The sequence below is a fragment of the Leptospira levettii genome (assembly GCF_002812085.1).
GTDB classification, from domain to species: Bacteria; Spirochaetota; Leptospiria; order Leptospirales; family Leptospiraceae; genus Leptospira_A; species Leptospira_A levettii.
In genome coordinates, this window is sequence record NZ_NPDM01000002.1 from 385,147 (window position 1) to 404,064 (window position 18,918).

The window sequence follows — 18,918 nt, forward strand, 5'->3', positions numbered from 1 at the left end:
AGTGGCAAAAATACAAGAAATGACCCAATTATCCCCTACGATGGAAGAGGGAACCATTGTGAAATGGCTGAAAAAAGAAGGTGATTCCGTAAGCCCAGGTGACATCCTCGCGGAAGTGGAAACTGACAAAGCAGTGATGGAAATGGAAGCGTATGATTCAGGAGTGATTTTAAAAATCATCCAAGGAGAAGGCACCAAACTAAAAGTAGGTGAAGCCCTCGCCGTCATTGGAAAACCAGGAGAAGACATCACATCCCTACTCACAAACCTTCCGAAAAAATCTCCAGGTTCGACGCAAACCACAACGAGTGAAACTCCAAAAGAGGTGGTCCCTTCTACACCAAACGTTGGAACAAAAGAAACTGCTTCTAAGGAAACTTCCAATCTACAAACTCAAGCCGTTCCCCAAAGCCAAACTACGACCCAAGTTCCAACACCAACTCTCCCCAAAGAGACAACCAATGGAACTCCGTCTGTACCACGAGGAACACTTCGTGTCCTTGCTTCTCCTTTAGCAAAATCCATTGCCATCGAACATGGAATCGACTTACACAAAGTCATCGGAACTGGCCCCGAAGGAAGGATCACAAAAAAAGATGTCCTAGATACCTTAACACAAGGAATCGGAACAACTAGTGGTGGGTTTGATACACAAGTGAGTGATGAAGTGATCAGTTTGAATGGGATGCGTAAAACCATTGCCAAACGACTCACCGAATCCAAACAAAACCTTCCTCATTTTTATTTGAATGTTGATGTCAATGCGAAAGCACTTGAGAATTTGCGAAAAGAAATCAATGATTTCCAAACCGCACAAAACCCAGAATCACCTACTAAGGTGAGTTTGAATGACATCATAGTCAAAGCGACAGCTTCTGCCCTCAAACTCCATCCCAAAGTGAATGCAAGTTTCCAAGGAGATTCCATATTACAATTTGGTCGCATTGATGTGGGAATCGCTGTGTCCATTGATGGAGGCCTTTTAACACCTGTCATCCGTGACGCAAACAGAAAGTCCATCCAACAAATCTCAATTGAGGTGAAAGAACTCGCAAAAAAAGCAAGGGAAAGAAAGTTAAAACCAGAAGAGTTTACCAATGGTACTTTTACCATTTCCAATTTGGGTATGTATGGAATCAGTCGGTTTACAGCCATTATCAATGAACCAGAAAGTGCAATCCTTGCAGTTGGTTCTGTAGAGGATAAACCTGTTGTGGAAAACGGAGCTGTGGTTGTGGGAAGGATTCTTTCTCTCACACTCTCCTGCGATCACCGTGTGATCGATGGAGCTGTGGGAGCAGAGTTTTTAAAGACTTTAAGGAGTTTATTGGAAAAACCAAACCTTCTCCTTGCAGTCGGTTAAACAAGTTTGGACTTAAGCAGCAAAAAAATCTGCACTTTGGATATCGGCAATGGGAATGCGGACTACACCAGTGGCCAAATTCCCGATCACAACATCGTCCGTCATTTGTCGGTTTTTATCGAGTTCGATACTCTTCCCATCTTTGAGGTGTAAAACGATATCAATTCCTCGGTAGTGGATGTAACGTTCGAGTGTGTTTTTGAATTTGTGAGCTTTGTCCATCTGGTTTTCGTTCCTTTATCTTTGTAACTTACAAAGGGTATCGTACGAAGTGAATGAGACCTTTAGAAAATTTTGTCTCATTAGATAAGTTTTTTTTGACATCCATGGGAAACTAAGAGAATTATGTCACATGAAGTCTGAGAACCCAACCTCCGCCACTCCTGGCGTACGAAAAGCTGCCCTCCTCCTCCTATCCCTTGGCAAAGAAAGAGCTGCCGATGTTCTAAGACACCTAGACGATTCCATGTTAGAGGCCGTGATTTTGGAAATGTCCAAAATTAGGTCCGTTTCCAAGGAAGAAAGGGAAACCATTTTAAAAGAATTCCATCATACCATCGAAGACATTTCCGAATCCACTTCGGGTGGATTGTCAACGGCAAAATCCCTACTCGAACACACGGTGGGATCTGAAAAAGCCAATGTGATCCTAAAAAAGATCCACAAAGAAGAAACAAAGAATGATTTTGAATTTTTAAACTTAGTAGAACCGACTGTCTTACAAACGATGCTCGCGACAGAGTCACCACAAATCATAGCTGTTACCCTTTCGCACCTAGATCCCAAAAAAGCAGCTGACGTTTTGAAACTATTCCCGAAACCAGAACAAGCAAAAATTGCCGTTCGGCTTGCCACCACTTCGAAAACCCACCCTGATGTGATCCAAAACATTGCAAGGATCTTAAAAAAACGGTACGAAGAAAGAGACAAACAAGAGTACTCAGAAGCCGGTGGTGCTCACGTACTTGCAAACATCCTTAATTTTATGGAAAAGGGTGCAGAAGAAACCATCCTTTCTGAATTAGAAGAATCTTCACCGGAAGTGGCAGACCAAGTCCGCGAAAAATTATACACATTTGAAGACATTTTATCTCTCGATAACAAAGAGATGCGCGTACTCATCAATCGATTGGCGGATGATACATCCATCTCTCTTGCCATTCGTGGAGCTGGAGATGAAATCCGAAAAAAATTCCTAAACAATATGAGCCAAAACCGAGCGGAAGATATATTAGATATTTTAGATATGAAACCGCGAGTCACCTTACGAGAGATAAACGAAGCACGTAGTAAAATTGTTCAGGTTGCAAGAGTGTTAGAAGAGGAAAATCAAATCCTATTCAAAAAAGACAAAGAAGAATACATCGAATGAAAGTGGGATGAAACAGAAGGGAAATTCCCGATGGCGGAGTTGACGGGGCTCGAACCCGCGACATCCTGCGTGACAGGCAGGCACTCTAACCAACTGAGCTACAACTCCATCGGAATAAAAACCAAGGTATAGATTCGACTCCAATCGTCAACATTGTTTTCATTTGTTTTCTTGCCTTCGGTTAGAATTTTGAGAATCTGGCATAGGTTCTATGCAAATCGAAGAAAAAAAAGCCAAAGACCTTTTTCAGGATCGAATCTTCACTCTATCCAATTTTTTATCCATATTCCGTGTATTGTTATTACCATTTTTTTTCTATAGTACGTATGATTATGCGAAAGACCCATCGAACTTGAGTGCATTCTTTGCATCCATCGGTTATGCATTGGTGGCCGTTATCACTGATTATTTGGATGGACTCTTTGCAAGACTCTTACACCAAGAAACCACACTTGGTCGTTACCTAGATCCTGTTTGTGATAAACTGGTGACCTTAGGTGGACTTTCCGTAGTAACACTTCATTTTGATTTTCCCAGTTGGATCCTCATTGTTTATTTTATACGTGAGGTTTTAGGTGTTTGGCTAGGTGGGTTCTTGTATTTAAAACGTGGGCTCCAAGGAAGGCCGAATTGGTGGGGAAAATTTGGTGTGGGAATTGTTGCCGTCTCTGTGATTTGGTACATGTCACTTCCCTACTTCCACCAATTTGGTGCCCCTTATCCGTTTCTATTACACCCCGTGATTTCAGCTTATGTTTTACTTTTTGTACTCACAGCAGGTGTCATTGCTTATGTTGTTCGGTATTGGAATATTGTCCTACATCCAGAAGCAATCGAACTAGACCCAGAAAACAAAAAACAAGCGAAGAAATACCAAAAGATCTAAATGATCAATTCTGATTTTGTCTGATTTGTATCTGGAAAGGTGAGATGTATGGAGAGATTAAGGGATAATAGCTTCAATACATCTGAATACCAATGGGTATGATGTTCGAATCTATTATCCCAAAGGGATTAACGTCGTTTTTTCTTTGCCGCTCTTTTTTTAGATGCTTTCTTCTTTGCACCTTTCTTCTTTTTAGGAGCAACTTTTTTTGTTTTTTTCTTGGCTGCTTTTTTCTTTTTAGCTGCCTTCTTCTTCTTAGGAGCTGCTTTTTTTGCTCTTTTTTTCTTTGCCGCTTTCTTTTTGGCTGCTTTCTTCTTTTTAGGAGCTGCTTTTTTCGCAACAACTGTTACTTCAGGAGCAGGTTCTTCCATTACTACGGGCATTTCTATTGTTTCGTTTTCTTCCATACATGTAACCTTATGAAGATTGGTTCTATCTTCCGTCTGGAAACGATAACAATGGTTGGATTCTAAAAAGTAAATTCATTTTTATTTTCTAAAGATGATCTGACCTAATTTCTTTCCAATTTAAATTGAGAATGTTTTCAAACCTGAAATCTCATACGATGATACAAAGAATTACATACGATTTTACCATATTCATAAAGCGATCCCTCAATTTGTAGATGATTTCAACTTATGGTAAATCGACACAACTTCCTTAGCACGTTCAGGACGTTTTGATTTTTGGTACAATTTGATTAGGACTTTTAATACAGGTAAAACATCTGGTTTTCGACTATAAAGTCTCTCTGCTAAATCGATGGCTTCTTCTATCATACCGGCTTTCGCATATTGAATGACACCATTCCAAATCATCTGTAAACCTGATGGATGGACATTCGAAAAAGATTCTGCAGCATGTCCCGCCAAGGCAAACTTACCTAATTTACGATACAATTGGTACAATACTTTCCAAAATAAGGGATTTTCATTTTCAATCTCTAACTCTCCCTCTAAAACATGTAATGCTTCTACATTTTGGTTTTTCTCTACCAAATGGATGCTTTTGTCGATTGATTCGGATCGAAAATTCCTTCTCGGGGGTTCCATTGGTTGGAATTTGATGCTAAGAAAGGACAAATCATCTGTTAACTCACCAATCGATTGTAATCTGAATCCCAATGCAATGACGTCTGCTTTCGTTTCTTCCACTTGTTTTAAGATAGAGGTATGATCAAAATTGATGACTCGTTTTTGGGATGCATCCAAACCCAAATCCAAATCATCTCTGCCATCACTTCCTAAAATGATAGTGTCTCCTGGTCGAATCCAACAGGTTTCAATCTTTGCTCTCTCCGTTTGCATCCCTAATTTAAAATTTGTGGCTTGTTCGGAAAGGAACTGTGCTTTTCCCTCTCGGTATCGTATCGGAAAAGGATGTTCTGCATTGATATAGTACATATATCCATTTTTTTCATCAACAAGTCCAAAAAGTAAGGACATTGACATTGATCCATCAAACCCTTCAAAAACATTATTCAAATCATTGAGTGCTGTGTGTAACCAACGTTCGGGATAGTAAGTGGATAACACCCCTTCTCGATTCGTTCGTTCGATGAAAGCACGAAAGGCTGTTCCAAATACTAAGACCCCACCTGCTCCTTGCATGGATTTCCCCATCGCATCCCCGTTCGCAAACACACAATAACTACGCCCTCGTAAAACAATTTGGTCAGTAACACAAATATCCCCTCCCAATTCATACTCTCGGTCCTTAAAATGGAAAGATTTCTTCTGTTTGACATAGGATAAAAAAGACACTGATTTAGAGTGATTGCGAATCCCTGAGAGTGGACGTGTGAGAAGTGAAGTGAGATAATAGTCACCGTCTTGTTGTGACTTCAATCGACTTACTTCCAAAATCGCATCTTCATAAGAACGATTCAGTGTGCGTAACATGAGTCCTAACAATAATAAAACAGAAACTGCTGTGATGAGGAAATCCTCACTCCTTGCTTTTAAAGAAGAATAATCGGAAAACCATTCAGGAAATCCATCTTGGATTTCACTGATCACAAACAAGAGTGAAACAAAAAAAAGGATCGCAACACTATCCCATTTTTTGCCGAGAATTAACATATTCAGAACAAGGATAGGAGCAAGTAACATCACATTGGCACTGACGATTCCACCGCTGTATTTAATTTGTAAACAGGCAGTGAGAGAACTGATGATGAAAGTGGGGACAATTAAAATTTGAAAGTAACGTTTCACCCGAGACAAATAATAAAATAAAATGGTAAAACCAAATGCTGCCCATAAAGCAAGTAATCCTCCCATTTCAAATCCTTCTCGGAAAAACTCAGATCCAAGTCCAACTAACATGGCTATGAGTCCCGCAAACAATGTGCCATTCAAAATCCGGTGGCGCATCACAAATAGGTCAGTAGGACCAAGGACATTCACGATCCAAACGGACAACGTTCGTTTGCAGAAAGAAAGGACTAATGGGAAATACGCATGTTTCATCTCTTCAAAACCTGGTGTAGTTTGCAATTTTACCGACATTTGTCGATAAATTAAATGACAAAAAGGAACTCAAAACAGTGGACGAATCGACAAACGGGAGTATTTTTTAGTCGACAATTGTCGACTATTGTTCATCTTAGGAAAGGAAGGAAAATTTGATGACCCTCGACCCAAAAAAAACTAAATCCATCCAAAAAGAGATGATAACCGCCTGTATTCAGTTAGCTGATCTTGGTTTTTTGGCTGGGATCGGTGGTAATTTAGCTGTACGTGTGGATGAAACCTATATGGTTGTCACACCTTCTGCGAGTGATTATTACACAATGAAACCGGAAGACCTTTGTGTTTTACGCATTGATAACTTACAGATGGTAGAAGGGACAAAACAACCGACAACCGAAAGTGGTATCCATGCTAGTTTTTTTAAGAAACGACCAAACATCAATGTGAGTTTACACACGCACCAACCCCTAGCAAGCGCCATTACATTACTTGGGAAAGATTTAGAATTGAGAGAGAAAGAAACAACAGAACGACTAGGGGATCGATTGATCATGGTTTCCTATGCTCCTTCTGGAACCTCCTTTTTAGTACGAGCCTTTCAATCAAAAATTTCAGACAAATCAAATGGATACTTACTCAAAAATCATGGAATTGTCTGCGGAGCAAAGGATTTAAAATCAGCTATCCGATCTGCTTCGCTGATTGAAAAAGAAGCTTCTGAATTTTTACGACATTCCATTCAAAATCAACAAAATCAAAATCGGCTTTCGTCACGAGTACTCAAACAAATCAATACGATATTCTTAAGTGCACGACATACTTAAGAAACAATAGGAATCATCATGATCCAATTAGCTAAAAAAACAAATCGGGTGAAAAAAAATCAATCTCCAGACGAATTGGAGTTACTTGACCTATGGAACCGATTGGAATCAAAGGGTTTGTTCCAAAACCTAACAGCAAGTTTGTCCTTTTTATTGCCTGGTGAAGGTAAAATGATCCTAATGGTGAAAGGGGAAGGAAAAAAGAAACAACCGCTTGTCGGAATTTATCATCTAGAAAATCCAAATACAATGTTAAGTGGAGATGATTCATTACCCAATCTCCCATCCTTAATTCGTTTCCATGTTGACCTTTATAAAATTCGCCCTGATGTAGGAGCGATTGTGAGATTCATTCCCCCTTGGAGTTCTCATTTACATGAGATCGACCACCCTCTTCCTCTGGTTTTTGACGAACAATGCCGGCAATTAGGGGCACCAGTTTTACAATTGCCAATCGATCTAAATGGAAATTTACTACCAAGTCCAACGCTAACTTCCGGTGCCAACGGATTTCTGTTAGGTGAAGAAGTGATCATCACGAGTGTGACTCGTGAGAAGGCTATTTATAATTGTGAATTGATCGAAAAATGTGCCAAAGCATACCTATTAGCCATTGCCACTGGGGGCAAGGTAAAACAAATTCCATGGTTTGTCCGTTTCATTGCAAAAAGTCGGTTATTAAAAGATGAAAAAAAAGCGATGGAATTTTACAAACGTGGAGAAAGGCCAACTGGTTTCAAAGCCTACTAACAATTGGAACGTCGGGGTATAAAATCAATTCAGCTTTGTTTTATTGATTTAAAATAGGTTCAATTTTTTAATTTCTCTATTTCTTCTGGCCATTCTGCTTTGATTTCTAAAACTTTAGGTAACACCTTTAAGAACTCTTTTACCAATTGAGGATCAAAGTGAGTTCCAGCTTCTTTTTGTAAAAACGACAATGCATCCTCGACTTCCCATGCTTTTTTGTAGGGTCTTACTGTTGTTAAAGCGTCAAAAACATCGGCAATTGCAATGATCCTTCCTTCTAGTGGGATATTTTCCCCTTTTAATTGGTAAGGGTATCCAGTCCCATCAAATTTTTCATGGTGAGTGAGTGCTATGGATTTTGCTAATTTTAACAAACTGGAATGATGGTCTCCTATGATTTCTGCTCCAATTTGCGGATGCCGTTTCATAATCTGCCATTCTTCTTCCGTGAGTTTTCCTGGTTTTTGGATGATGGAATCTGGGATCCCAATTTTTCCAACATCATGCATAGGTGCTGCATTCAGAATTTCTTCTGCACCTTCTTCACTGTATCCGATGGCAAGAGCCAGAGTTTTGGAATAGTGGCTCATACGAATGACGTGCATCCCCGTTTCATTGTCTTTATATTCTGAAGCCATACCCAATCTTTGGATGATTTGTAATCTAGTAATTTTCACTTCTTCACTATCCACGAGCGACAAATGTGTTTTGACTCTCGCTTTGACAATAGAAGGACTTACTGGTTTTGTAATATAATCAACAGCACCTAATTTAAATCCTTTTTCTTCATCTCCTACGTCAGTGAGAGCCGTAACAAAAATCACAGGAATGTATTTGGTACTTGGGTTTTCTTTTAACCTTTGGATGAGTTCATAACCTGTGACTTCAGGCATCATTACATCCAAAAGAATTAAATCAGGACTTTCGCGATTGGCAAGTTCCCAACCTTTCTCTGCATCCTTGGCAAAAAATAGGATATAATCATTTTTAAGAATTTCGTTTAAAATTTGCAAATTGGTAGGTTCATCATCAATGATTAGGACCTTTGCTTTTGTATTCTGTATCATCTATCGATCTCCTAATTGTTGTTCCAGTTTTTTCAAACTTTGTATGGATGTTTCAAAATCAAATTGTTCAATGGATTTTGTAATCGAGTGAATCTCTGTTAGAAATGAAGGTAACGATAGTACCTTCACGAGTTCCTGCCAATCAGTTGGGTTGAGATTTCCTTTTTCGAATGAGAGGATTAGGTTTTGAATCAATTGGATGGCTTTTTTGGCATCTAAAGGATCCAAAGTTTTATTCTCATTAAGATCGGATTGTGGCTCCGTTTCCCCATTGTCTTGGGATAAAATACCTAGAAGGTTTTGGAACTCCGTTTGGACCAAATTCCATAAGGTATGGAACTCAGATTCAGCATGAGATTCGTTTTCCCAACCTTTTAGAATTTGTAAGACTGATTTGATACCCAAATTTGAAGTGACTCCTTTCCATTTATGGATCACTTCCGTGATTTGGTTTTGTGTAGTCATTTGATTTTGGAAATCGGGTATGGTTTTGACTTGTTCACGTAAATAATCTAGCAACACATGTATGTATTTTGTTTTGGAACCATAAATTTTAATCCCTCGATCCCAATCAATTGGAGTTTGGAATGGATCTTCCAGTGTACTTTGATTTTGCAAAGGAGTTTGTTTCTCTATAGAACCGTCCGAAACTTGTTCTGTCTTGGGACCCCGACGTTTCAAAATCCATTTCGCAATTTCTTCGTAAAGTTCCTCTACATCTATGGGTTTAGATACAAATCCATCCATTCCAGCAAGTCTTGCTTGTTCTTTGTCCTCTTCAAATACACTTGCAGAAAGGGCAATAATTGGAGTACGATTTCGCAATTGAGTCGATTCAAACACACGCATTTGTTTTGTAGCTTCTAATCCATCCATCTCAGGCATCTGGATGTCCATTAGAACCAAATCAAAAAAATTTGTCTGAAACGCATTCAGTGCTTCTAAGCCATTATGAGTAACTTGCACCTTATGTCCGTTTGTTTCCATTAAGATTTGGATGAGTTCCACATTTTGTTTGACGTCATCGGCAATGAGCACATTTAAATTGGGAAGGGAATGAAATTCTTTGTTTTGGATGAGAGTTTCTAAATTCCCTTTTTTCAATGGTAAACTGAAATAAAAATCACTCCCCTCTCCCATTTTACTTTCTACCCAAATTTTCCCACCCATCAGCTCCACCAATTGTTTGGAAATGGTTGTACCAAGGCCTGTTCCTCCGAATCGGCGACTCATCGAAACATCAGCTTGTGTGAATGGTTCAAAAATTTTTTCGAGTCTATCTTCTGCAATGCCAATCCCTGTATCATGGATATGAAACAACACCTGATTTTCGTTTGGTGTGACTGAGAGATGGATATTCCCTTCTTTTGTAAATTTAATCGCATTGCCAATTAAATTAGTTAAGATTTGCCGAATCCGAAGATTATCCCCCTTATAATAATCTTCCAATGAATCTGAATAAAATGTAGTAAATGGTAATCCCTTTTTCTTTGCCTCCATGGCAAATGTTGAGGATACTTGGTCGATGAGAGAGAGTAAAGAAAAGTCAAAAATTTCTAACTCGACTGAACCACGGTCAAGTTTTGCTGAATTCAATATATCATTTAACAGACGTAATAGAGATTTTGCTGCATTTCGTATGGTTTCTAAATGTTTTTTTTGTGGATTGGGTAGAGAGTCCGCAAGTAAAACTTCTGTAAATCCGATGATGGCATTCATAGGAGTACGAATTTCATGGCTCATATTCGCTAAAAAAGTTGTTTTGGTGATCGAAGCCATCTCTGCTTTTTCTTTTGATTCAATCAGAGCCTCTTCAATCATTCGTCTGTCAGTATTATCGAGTATCACTCCATCCAAAAATTTTACTTCTTTGTTTTCATCGTAGACAAGACCACCATATTCCAAAACCCAACGAATGTCCCCACTCCTATGTAAAATTCGATAATTTAATACAAAAGTATCAGAAGTAGCAATTGCATTTTGAATCGTATTTGATACATGATCTTTGTCATCAGGATGGATGATGTCCGAAAAATTACGAATACGATTTGGTTCTAAAAAATCACTCGCAGGATAACCAGATAAACTATAAATTGCATCACTTAAAAAAATAGAAGACCAATATTCATCAACCAAACACCTATATACAACACCAGGAATGTTTTGGATAAATGATTTTAATTGTTCCTCATTGTCTTTTAAAGCATTTTCAATCATGATTCTCTCTGAGATATCACTAATGAGTCCAACAAAAATATCGTCTTGTGGTAGTTTGGTGTGCCCGATTGCAAGTCGAATTGGAAACGTAGTTCCATCTTTACGAACTGCGATAGTTTCCCTACCAATGCCTATGATTTTTGCTTCACCTGTATTCAGATAATTGGATAAGTATCCATCATGTTCTTCTCGAAAAGGGCTTGGCATCAAAATTTTTACATTTTTTCCAATGATCTCCTTAGATGACCAACCAAACATTCGTTCTGCTGTTACATTAAATTCCTGAACAATGCCACGTGTATCAATCATTACGATGGCATCAGCTGCCGTTTCAATGATTGCTCTAAGTCTAGATTCACTTTTGACTAAGTTTTGGAATAAATCCTTGTAGCTGATAAACGCGATTGTAACAACTGCAGAACCAATCACGAATAAACTTCCAAAACCTACTAAAAAGGCTAAAAACAATTGGTCATTTGTAGAACCTTCTACACTGGTTCCAATCGGTACAACAAAACGAGCAGCTGCCATACCTGTGTAATGCATTCCAGAAATTGCAGAACCCATAACAATTCCGCTAACTAATGTTAAGTAAATACTTCTAATCTTTAGGTTAGAGTTTTTTAATCGGAATTGAATGAAAATGGATAGAATCGAAAGTGCAATGGCAACAACGAGTGAAACCAAAAAAAGAATAGGATCATACATCAATTTTGGTTTCATCTGCATAGCAGACATCCCCATGTAATGCATAAATCCAATGCCAACACCCACAAGAATCCCGACAGATACCAATTCAAATTTCGAGATTTGTTTTTTGCTGAGGGTCTGCAGAGCAAAGAAGGAAGCAATAAAACTAGGAAGGATGGATAATGTTGTGATCACCTTATTATAGGTTACGGTAGTACATAACTCAAAGGAGATCATTCCGATGAAATGCATGGACCAAACAGCACCACCAAGAGATAAACTTGCCGTAAACAATATCGCAAATCGATAGAATTGATTCCCTACTTCAGAGAATCGATGTAATAGGTATAAAGAAATCCAAGACGCAAGGATGGAAATGAAAATGGATAACAGTACAAACCACGGGTTGTAAGTTCCTTCGACAAAGTACACATTGGTGGGTGAGATGATGAAAAATTCCTGCAATAAATCCATACGTAAATAAACAGTGGTTTAGAAAAAACGAATGTTTCGTCCCCATTCTTTGACTCTCGATGGAGAGGGAAAGGAAGTATTTTGAATCATCAAATTTCAGTTTCCTCCTATCCGTACTATTCCTAAAAAAATCGATTGGAAACAGATCAAAAGTAATGAGATTCACTATGGAGACAAAACCTTTGCAAGTGTGAATCATGTCTTTTACCAACTGGAGATTCGAGTGAGACAAAACCTGTCCTTATCCCAATTTTCTCATTTTACTTTTAGATAAGCAGGAACATTAGAAGGAATGAATATCCTTTCCAAACGAAAACGACAAACCTTTCCTCTCTTACGATTCAAAAAGTATACCGAACGGTTCACCATTCAACTAACATGGAAATAAAATAGATTGCCATTCTCCTGATTCTTCACAACTTACGTTTATGGATAAAAGTTTAGTTGGAAAAAATGCAATCGTAACAGGAGCGGCACTGGGAATCGGAAGGGAAACCTCTCTCCTACTTGCGAAAAGAGGAGCCAATGTCATTGTCTCCGATATCAAAGAAGAAGAAGGGAATCTTTTGGTAAACGAAATCCAAAGTTTTGGTGGGTCTGCATCCTTTGTATATTGTGATGTTAGTCGTGAAGAGGATATTATCCAGTTAACCAATTACCTTCCAAACCAAAACAAACGGATCGATATCATGGTGAATAATGCTGGTATCGCCAATAAACCAACATTCATGCACAAAGTTTCAACGGAAGTTTGGAACCAATTGATTTTACTAGACCTAACGAGTGTATTTTGGTGCCAAAAGTATGCAACAAAATTGATGTTAGCCGACAAAAAAGGTGGTTCCATCATCAATGTGGCATCCATTGCAGGGCTTGGTGCCTCCCCTTCCCTTGGTCCCTATTGTGTCGCAAAAGCAGGTGTAATTGAACTATCGACAACTGGTGCTTTGGAAGTTGCCAAGTATGGGATTCGGATCAATGCGGTCTGCCCTGGTTGGACAGAAACTGCTATCCTCGATGTGGCAGGAGAACGAGGAAAATCAGCGATGGAAAAAAACATTCCCATGGCTAGGCTTGGCAAACCATCGGAGGTAGCAAACTTGATTGTTTTTTTAGCATCAGAGGAATCGAGTTTTATCACTGGATCCGTGTACCGAATTGATGGGGGGACTAGGAGTTAGGTTTGGGAAAGGGATCTGCAGGGCTCGGTCTGACGAATGTCAGACGGGAGCGTTTAGCGCACCCCGAAGGAGCCCGGTCCCCGAAAAAAACCAATTTTGCATTCAAGTAGAATTGAATGTACCAATTGAATCAATTTTTCGGGGATTCACCCTAATCTCTAAGCTCCAATCCGCACAAATCCCCTAATTCCGCCAAAGAATCTAACGCCTGTGATCCCAAAGCAGGCTCTCCCAACGTATCCCCTTCTCCAAACCTTTCCCAACGAACTTCAGCCTCTACAAATGTATCCTCGAAGCAAATACACCCTAACAAACCTACTCTAAGGACTAAAAAAGTATCACCCAAATTATCCTCAAAGGGTAATGTTACACCTGCTACCTCAAAGTCTACAAGCGATGGTGCTTACGTTCCCTCACCTACCTCCTCAAAGCTACACTTAGAAGGGGAAAATAATTACCACTCTAAGGAGCATCTTTATGAGAACCTTACAGATGATATATTTGTAGAAGCAGAGGCTTTTAAGGACTTTAAGTATAAATCTACTTCGGGAATCCATACAGAGAAATTTCAAAAGCTCACATATAAAATCCTCTATGATCTTTACCCGAAGTATTGCCCTAAGTGTAATGTAATTTTATCAAAAGGTGTAAAAAATAGACCAGACCTTGTAAGATGTGGGAATAAAAACTGTCACCACCAAGTATCTAGGCTCTCATATACACCATTACATCATTTCAAGCTCCCCATTTGGATGTTTGGATATATCTTAGAGGAATCTATCCTACAATTTCCAAAGGTAATTACTTCTGTAGAAATTAGTAAAAGGTTAAGCATATCATATAAGTCTGCGAGGCTTTTGAAGCAACGTTTACAGGTGTTTTCTAGCCATCAGGTAGAGGTACTTAGAAAATTATATTACAATGACCTCAAGGAAACTTTTAAGAATGTTACTCTTCCAAAAGTAGAAGATGGTAAGGATGTAAAGAAGCACTTAGGTAAAAAACTTTATAGAAAAATACCACATACAGATACCGCAGTCCTCTATTCTGCTTCACAGAGGAGTAATCAACATCGTAAAAGATTTCGTCATGGTGGTCTCACTGCCAGTATCTATCAAAGTGATTCAGTTGGTGGTAGGCAGATAGGAATACTTGTAAGCACTATAGCTACTCAAAATGGTTGTGTTTTTTTTGATTCAGTTCCAGATCAAAAAGCTAATACTTTAGGAACCTTACTACGCAAAACTGTTCCCTATGAGTCTCCCCTTTTTAGTGATGAAGGGTATCCCTGGTTATGGGGTATTTACAAGAAGCATAGAACAATAAATCATCAGGCTCATAGTAAGGACAAAAGGTATAAGTTCGCAAAGAATCGTTGGAGTAAATTTTCCATTCACAATCAAGTTGCTGAAGGTAATCAGAGATTATTAAAAAGTGCTTTTAGTGCTTACTGTTATATAAAACCAACTTACTCACAACTCTATTTGAATGAGCTGTCATTCTATAAATCCATAGTGGCTGTTGGGATGGATAGATTAGTGACAGCTCAGAGGGAAGGAGTTGTGCTGAATGTATCTAGGATATTCACCCTACCTCATCACTTCAAATAAACGGCCGAGTAAACTATCTTGTGTTTGCATGGTTTTGGAATTGGCTTCATAAGCACGGTTCACTTCAATCATATCCACCATCTCTGTCACAACCGATACGTTAGATGCTTCCAAATACCCCTGTAACACTTGCGGGGCAAGTAGTTCTGGGAAAGGAGTTGGTTCACCCGATTCCGGAGTGTCGGAATAAAATGAATCCCCTTCCTTGTCGAGATGGCGCGGGTTTTCCACTGTGCGGATTTTCAATTTATCAAGTAACACTGGTTCTTCGAAACGATTTTCGCTAAAATTGGTTCCATCCTTTGGTGCGGTTCCAAGTTTGGCATTGATATAAATCTCACCATTTTCCTTCACAAGGAAATTTCCTTGGTTCACTTGGATGGGACCTTTTTCGCCAAGGAGAGGAAATCCTTGTGGGGTTACGACAAAACCATTCTTATCGAGTACAAAACTACCACTCCGAGTGAGGCGTTCACCCCGGTTGGTCAGAACAGAAAAAAAGGCAGGTTTTTCCATTCCTGGTTGGTCTTGGACCATAAGGTCGAAGATATTGTCAGTTTTTTTCACTGCCCCTTGTTCAAATCTTGTGTACACTTCGTTCACTTCGGCACCAAACCCTAGTTTACCGACAACTGGAGAGGTATCAAAGGAACCCATGGGAGTTTTTCCAATCCCATCTTCAGAATAACGATGTAATAACATTTCAGGAAAGGTTTTGAAGACAGTGGTATCTTTTTTGAATGCAGTTTTATCCACATTGGCCAAATTATTGGCAATCACATCCATACGCACCTGTTGGGAAATCATCCCGTTTGCACCAGTATACAATCCTCGTAACATAAGTCCCTACCTATGTTTCCAATCGACCAAATCCCCGATTTCCCCAAGAGAAAATGCGACATAGTCAAAAAAGAGTTGAAGTTTTGGAGATTTTTTCGGAAAAATGAAGGACATGAAGTTATCTATCGGAAACCTCCCCCAATCACTTACGGACGATGCCCTCGAGAAACTTCTTTCCGCACATGGAAAGGTAACACACCTACAAATCAAACGTGACAAACTCACTAAGGTTTCACTAGGGTATGGAACTGCTGAAATGGCTGATGCAGATGCGGAAAAAGCCATCGCAAACCTCAATGGAAAGGAATTGGAAGGGAAAAAAATCGTCGTGGTCAACCAAGAAGAATTGACCAAAGCGCAAAATGAAGCCCAAAAGAAAAAAGGAAGTCCTGCAGTTGCAAAACCAACCTTTGGTAGAAACCAAACATCGGGTGGCGGTAATACAGGAGTCCAACGCCGTGGTGGTTCTCGCGGGTCATAAATGAAACAATTACATGGAAGTTATCTCTCCGTTGGTGCCGGAGAGAACCAAATCCCTCTCATTCGCGCAGTGAAACAAAGAGGACTTAAGGTCATTGCTGTGGATAATAATCCAATGGCACCTGGCCTTATTGAGAGTGATATTAAAATATTAGAATCTACTCACGAATACCGTAAAATTTTACACGCAATGAGTAAGGTCCCTCTTCCCTATAAATTACTTGGTGTGGGATCGAGGTCTTATGGTAAAGCAGTGTATACGGTTTCCTATCTTGCTGAAAAACTAAAACTACGTGGAAATCCAAGAGAAAGCACAAATCTATTTTTAGACAAAGAGAAGTTTAAACAATCAGTTTCCAAATATGGAATTCCAGTTCCATCCCTGATTCCCACTTCAGTTTCAACAAAAACAAAAGATAAAAAATTAGATCTACAATTCCCATTGATTGCCAAACCCAAGGAAGGATCTGGCAAAAAAGGAATTACGATCCTTGAGTCAGAAGTTGATTATAAAAAATTCTTAAAAAACAAATCGAGTGAGACGTATTTAATCGAACAGTATACTCCAGGAGATGAAGTGACTGTCCTTGGGTTTGTCATCAATAAACGTTTTTATTTAATATCACTTACCGACAAAGTCACAACAGGTATCCCTCAATTTATGGAAGTGGCGCACATAACTCCTTCGCAACATTTAACAATGGCAGGAGAATTAAAAATGATCTGCCAAAGCATTGTCACCGCTTGTAAATTAAAAACGGGTCCCTTTGTTGCTGAATTTAAAATCACCAAAAACAAAGAATGTATTCTCATTGAAGCAACACCTGAAGTGGGCGGTGAGTTTTTAGCAGACCAACTATTACCTGCACATTATGGGTATGACTATTTCAAAGATTTACTTTCTGTCACGATAGGTGAAAAAACAAGACCTCAATTTTTAAAAACTCCCGGAAAAGGGATCATACATTCTGGTATCTTTTTTATCCTTCCTTCCACCAAACAAAAAAAGGTGACGGAACCAAAAGGCTTCGTTCCCAATTCGATGGAAACTTTGTTCTTTCAAAAACAGTTGATACCAACGGGAACAAGTTTGGAAACACGGGAAGGAAACCACAGACGAACCTACGCATTTGGTATCTCTACCAAACAAAATATTTCCCAAAAAGAATGGTACAAGTCAATCCTTGACCGAATGGAAACATGAAAAACGTCTGGGACAAACACTACGAAAGACCAAAATCAAAACTAAATTTCCCGGATGAGAATCTGGTACGCCTACTGTCTAAAATTGATCCACCAAATCGAAAGGCATTGGATTTTGGTTGTGGATCAGGTAGGCATACTTTCCTTTTACAGAGTTTTGGATACGAAGTAAAGGCTTGTGACAATGCCAAAACCACCATTGATTTACTAACAAAATCGGAACCATCCATTGAGTTCCTCCACACTCCAAACCTCCCATTACCATTTGGACAAAACGAGTTTGCTGTGATTGTCAGTTGGGGAGTATTTCATTATAACAATCGCAGTGATGCAAAAGAACTCCTTTCTTCTCTTTACCAATCTTTAACACCAAACGGGTATTTGCTTGGTTCCATTCGAGCTGAAGGTGATACACATTTAGGTTTAAGCCAAGGTACGATCAACCTAACTGATCTTAGCGGAGGGTATGCCGAAACGTATTCACTCCAAGACCTTAAAGATTTTTTATCGATTTTTTCCGAAGTTTCGATCGGTTATACAGAGAGAACACCACTCGGTAAACTCACAGAACGAATTTGCCACTGGTTTTTCCTTGCGAAAAAATAATGGATGAGTTGGATTCTTTAAGAAAAGAATGCCCTCTCCAAGGTGAGTGTGATTGGAAACCACTTTACCAAACGAAAGGCCATTACAAAGGTTTGTCCATTGTTGAATGCCAAACCTGCAAACTCCAAGCACTTTCACCACGACCCAACCAAAAAGAATTATACACAAAAGAGTATTACCAAGGGAGAGCCGATTACAGTTATATAGATGAACGAGAACAAAAACCATTTTTTCGTTTTGTCTGGAAGGCAAGGATCCAAAACATCAAACGTTTTTGTCCCACTGGCCATTTTTTAGACATTGGTTCTTCCTTTGGTGGATTTTTGGAAGTAGCTAGGGAAGAAGGTTACTCTGTCCAAGGAGTGGAAATTTCCGCATATGCAGCTAGTTATGCGAATGAAAATCAAATCCCAACATTCAATGGCAATCTTTATGAGGCAAATTTTCCAAATCAAAGTTTTGATGTGATCACAATGATCGAAGTGATCGAACACATAGAAAATCCACTTTCCTTTTTCCAAGAATTAAATAGGATTTTAAAACCTGGTGGGTTACTACTTCTACAAACTGCAAATTTTGAAGGTTGGCAGGCAAAAACGGAAGGTTCTGGTTACCATTATTATATGCCAGGGCATGTGTTTTATTACTCTGATACCCTGTTAAAAAAAATATTGACTCGTCTTGGATTTGGAAGTTTCGTATCTTACTTCGGTGTGGATTTTCCATTAATGGCTAAACTCAAAAAAGTAAGGGGTTCCTTCCAAACTTGGAAAGATTACCTGAAATGGTTTCGCATTTCCTATTATCATTTTTTATCCAAAATGAAACGGAATGGATTCCCCCTCACCTCTAGTTATGTTTTGTATGCATTTAAAAAATAG

At 39.1% G+C, this 18,918-nt stretch carries 17 protein-coding genes and 1 tRNA gene; 11 read left to right on the plus strand and 7 right to left on the minus strand.

Translation table 11 applies throughout. The features are described 5' to 3' along the window. The first annotated feature begins 1 nt into the window (after window position 1). Complete coding sequence (locus tag CH354_RS09440) at window positions 2-1,363, plus strand: pyruvate dehydrogenase complex dihydrolipoamide acetyltransferase (RefSeq protein ID WP_100726671.1); 1,362 nt, start codon at window positions 2-4, stop codon at window positions 1,361-1,363. A gap of 12 nt (window positions 1,364-1,375) precedes the next feature. Here the strand turns inward: CH354_RS09440 and CH354_RS09445 are convergent, their stop codons facing one another. Then, the gene (locus CH354_RS09445) at window positions 1,376-1,585 is read right to left on the minus strand and encodes a hypothetical protein (protein ID WP_012388542.1); all 210 of its coding nucleotides are present in this window, start codon (window positions 1,583-1,585) and stop codon (window positions 1,376-1,378) included. Between the two features lie 130 nt (window positions 1,586-1,715). Between CH354_RS09445 and fliG the strand changes: the two genes are divergently transcribed. Further along, window positions 1,716-2,735: a flagellar motor switch protein FliG gene (gene fliG / locus CH354_RS09450; RefSeq protein ID WP_100726670.1), complete on the plus strand. Its 1,020-nt coding sequence runs from the start codon at window positions 1,716-1,718 to the stop codon at window positions 2,733-2,735. A 31-nt stretch (window positions 2,736-2,766) separates the two neighbouring features. Here the strand turns inward: fliG and CH354_RS09455 are convergent. Further along, window positions 2,767-2,843: transfer RNA gene (locus tag CH354_RS09455), tRNA-Asp, on the minus strand. 103 nt (window positions 2,844-2,946) lie between these two features. Between CH354_RS09455 and CH354_RS09460 the strand changes: the two genes are divergently transcribed. Beyond that, entirely contained in the window at window positions 2,947-3,621 is a 675-nt protein-coding gene (locus CH354_RS09460; RefSeq protein ID WP_100718544.1) for a CDP-alcohol phosphatidyltransferase family protein, read from the plus strand. 128 nt (window positions 3,622-3,749) lie between these two features. Here the strand turns inward: CH354_RS09460 and CH354_RS09465 are convergent, their stop codons facing one another. Continuing rightward, window positions 3,750-4,028 carry a hypothetical protein gene (locus CH354_RS09465; protein ID WP_100726669.1) on the minus strand — a complete coding sequence of 93 codons (279 nt, stop codon included), beginning with the start codon at window positions 4,026-4,028 and terminating at the stop codon, window positions 3,750-3,752. A gap of 207 nt (window positions 4,029-4,235) precedes the next feature. Then, window positions 4,236-6,131, minus strand: coding sequence for a SpoIIE family protein phosphatase (locus CH354_RS09470; RefSeq protein ID WP_420843823.1), 1,896 nt, complete (start codon window positions 6,129-6,131; stop codon window positions 4,236-4,238). A gap of 119 nt (window positions 6,132-6,250) precedes the next feature. Between CH354_RS09470 and CH354_RS09475 the strand changes: the two genes are divergently transcribed. Together CH354_RS09475 and CH354_RS09480 are read left to right on the plus strand one after the other, a co-directional pair. Then, the gene (locus CH354_RS09475; RefSeq protein ID WP_100726668.1) at window positions 6,251-6,919 is read left to right on the plus strand and encodes a class II aldolase/adducin family protein; all 669 of its coding nucleotides are present in this window, start codon (window positions 6,251-6,253) and stop codon (window positions 6,917-6,919) included. Between the two features lie 18 nt (window positions 6,920-6,937). Beyond that, complete coding sequence (locus CH354_RS09480) at window positions 6,938-7,669, plus strand: class II aldolase/adducin head domain-containing protein (RefSeq protein WP_100726667.1); 732 nt, start codon at window positions 6,938-6,940, stop codon at window positions 7,667-7,669. A 59-nt stretch (window positions 7,670-7,728) separates the two neighbouring features. Here CH354_RS09480 and CH354_RS09485 read toward each other — a convergent pair whose 3' ends face one another. Next, complete coding sequence (locus CH354_RS09485) at window positions 7,729-8,736, minus strand: response regulator (protein ID WP_100718550.1); 1,008 nt, start codon at window positions 8,734-8,736, stop codon at window positions 7,729-7,731. Next, window positions 8,737-12,117 carry an MHYT domain-containing protein gene (locus CH354_RS09490; protein ID WP_100726666.1) on the minus strand — a complete coding sequence of 1,127 codons (3,381 nt, stop codon included), beginning with the start codon at window positions 12,115-12,117 and terminating at the stop codon, window positions 8,737-8,739. A 428-nt stretch (window positions 12,118-12,545) separates the two neighbouring features. Between CH354_RS09490 and CH354_RS09495 the strand changes: the two genes are divergently transcribed. Continuing rightward, on the plus strand, window positions 12,546-13,298 hold the full coding sequence (locus tag CH354_RS09495; protein WP_100726665.1) for an SDR family NAD(P)-dependent oxidoreductase: 753 nt from the start codon (window positions 12,546-12,548) through the stop codon (window positions 13,296-13,298). Between the two features lie 857 nt (window positions 13,299-14,155). Further along, a complete protein-coding gene (locus CH354_RS09505; RefSeq protein WP_243396030.1) occupies window positions 14,156-14,908 on the plus strand; it encodes a transposase in 753 nt (250 codons plus the stop codon). On the opposite strand, the gene CH354_RS09510 is transcribed toward CH354_RS09505, so the two are convergent. Beyond that, window positions 14,888-15,748 (minus strand): flagellar hook-basal body protein, encoded by an 861-nt coding sequence (locus tag CH354_RS09510; protein WP_100718909.1) that lies wholly within the window; start codon window positions 15,746-15,748, stop codon window positions 14,888-14,890. The two genes, CH354_RS09505 and CH354_RS09510, sit on opposite strands and share 21 nt — an antisense overlap. Before the next feature lie 112 nt (window positions 15,749-15,860). Between CH354_RS09510 and CH354_RS09515 the strand changes: the two genes are divergently transcribed. From CH354_RS09515 to CH354_RS09530, 4 genes are read left to right on the plus strand one after another with little or no spacing between them, the layout of a single operon-like run. Further along, window positions 15,861-16,229 carry an RNA recognition motif domain-containing protein gene (locus tag CH354_RS09515; protein ID WP_100718907.1) on the plus strand — a complete coding sequence of 123 codons (369 nt, stop codon included), beginning with the start codon at window positions 15,861-15,863 and terminating at the stop codon, window positions 16,227-16,229. Then, window positions 16,230-17,432 carry an ATP-grasp domain-containing protein gene (locus CH354_RS09520; protein WP_100726663.1) on the plus strand — a complete coding sequence of 401 codons (1,203 nt, stop codon included), beginning with the start codon at window positions 16,230-16,232 and terminating at the stop codon, window positions 17,430-17,432. It abuts the gene before it with no gap. Next, window positions 17,429-18,037 (plus strand): class I SAM-dependent methyltransferase, encoded by a 609-nt coding sequence (locus CH354_RS09525; RefSeq protein WP_100726662.1) that lies wholly within the window; start codon window positions 17,429-17,431, stop codon window positions 18,035-18,037. The genes CH354_RS09520 and CH354_RS09525 overlap by 4 nt, the downstream gene beginning before the upstream one ends. Next, the gene (locus CH354_RS09530) at window positions 18,037-18,918 is read left to right on the plus strand and encodes a class I SAM-dependent methyltransferase (protein WP_100726661.1); all 882 of its coding nucleotides are present in this window, start codon (window positions 18,037-18,039) and stop codon (window positions 18,916-18,918) included. Before CH354_RS09525 ends, CH354_RS09530 begins: the two co-directional genes overlap by 1 nt.

Coding starts and splice junctions, on each gene's coding strand:
- CH354_RS09515 (WP_100718907.1), top strand. CDS start 15,861: ATGAAGTTATCTATCGGAAACCTCCCCCAATCACTTACGGACGATGCC.
- CH354_RS09520 (WP_100726663.1), top strand. CDS start 16,230: ATGAAACAATTACATGGAAGTTATCTCTCCGTTGGTGCCGGAGAGAAC.
- CH354_RS09495 (WP_100726665.1), top strand. CDS start 12,546: ATGGATAAAAGTTTAGTTGGAAAAAATGCAATCGTAACAGGAGCGGCA.
- CH354_RS09490 (WP_100726666.1), bottom strand. CDS start 12,117: ATGGATTTATTGCAGGAATTTTTCATCATCTCACCCACCAATGTGTAC.
- CH354_RS09530 (WP_100726661.1), top strand. CDS start 18,037: ATGGATGAGTTGGATTCTTTAAGAAAAGAATGCCCTCTCCAAGGTGAG.
- CH354_RS09510 (WP_100718909.1), bottom strand. CDS start 15,748: ATGTTACGAGGATTGTATACTGGTGCAAACGGGATGATTTCCCAACAG.
- CH354_RS09470 (WP_420843823.1), bottom strand. CDS start 6,131: ATGTCGGTAAAATTGCAAACTACACCAGGTTTTGAAGAGATGAAACAT.
- CH354_RS09480 (WP_100726667.1), top strand. CDS start 6,938: ATGATCCAATTAGCTAAAAAAACAAATCGGGTGAAAAAAAATCAATCT.
- CH354_RS09485 (WP_100718550.1), bottom strand. CDS start 8,736: ATGATACAGAATACAAAAGCAAAGGTCCTAATCATTGATGATGAACCT.
- CH354_RS09475 (WP_100726668.1), top strand. CDS start 6,251: ATGACCCTCGACCCAAAAAAAACTAAATCCATCCAAAAAGAGATGATA.
- CH354_RS09465 (WP_100726669.1), bottom strand. CDS start 4,028: ATGGAAGAAAACGAAACAATAGAAATGCCCGTAGTAATGGAAGAACCT.
- CH354_RS09445 (WP_012388542.1), bottom strand. CDS start 1,585: ATGGACAAAGCTCACAAATTCAAAAACACACTCGAACGTTACATCCAC.
- CH354_RS09460 (WP_100718544.1), top strand. CDS start 2,947: ATGCAAATCGAAGAAAAAAAAGCCAAAGACCTTTTTCAGGATCGAATC.
- CH354_RS09525 (WP_100726662.1), top strand. CDS start 17,429: ATGAAAAACGTCTGGGACAAACACTACGAAAGACCAAAATCAAAACTA.
- fliG (WP_100726670.1), top strand. CDS start 1,716: ATGAAGTCTGAGAACCCAACCTCCGCCACTCCTGGCGTACGAAAAGCT.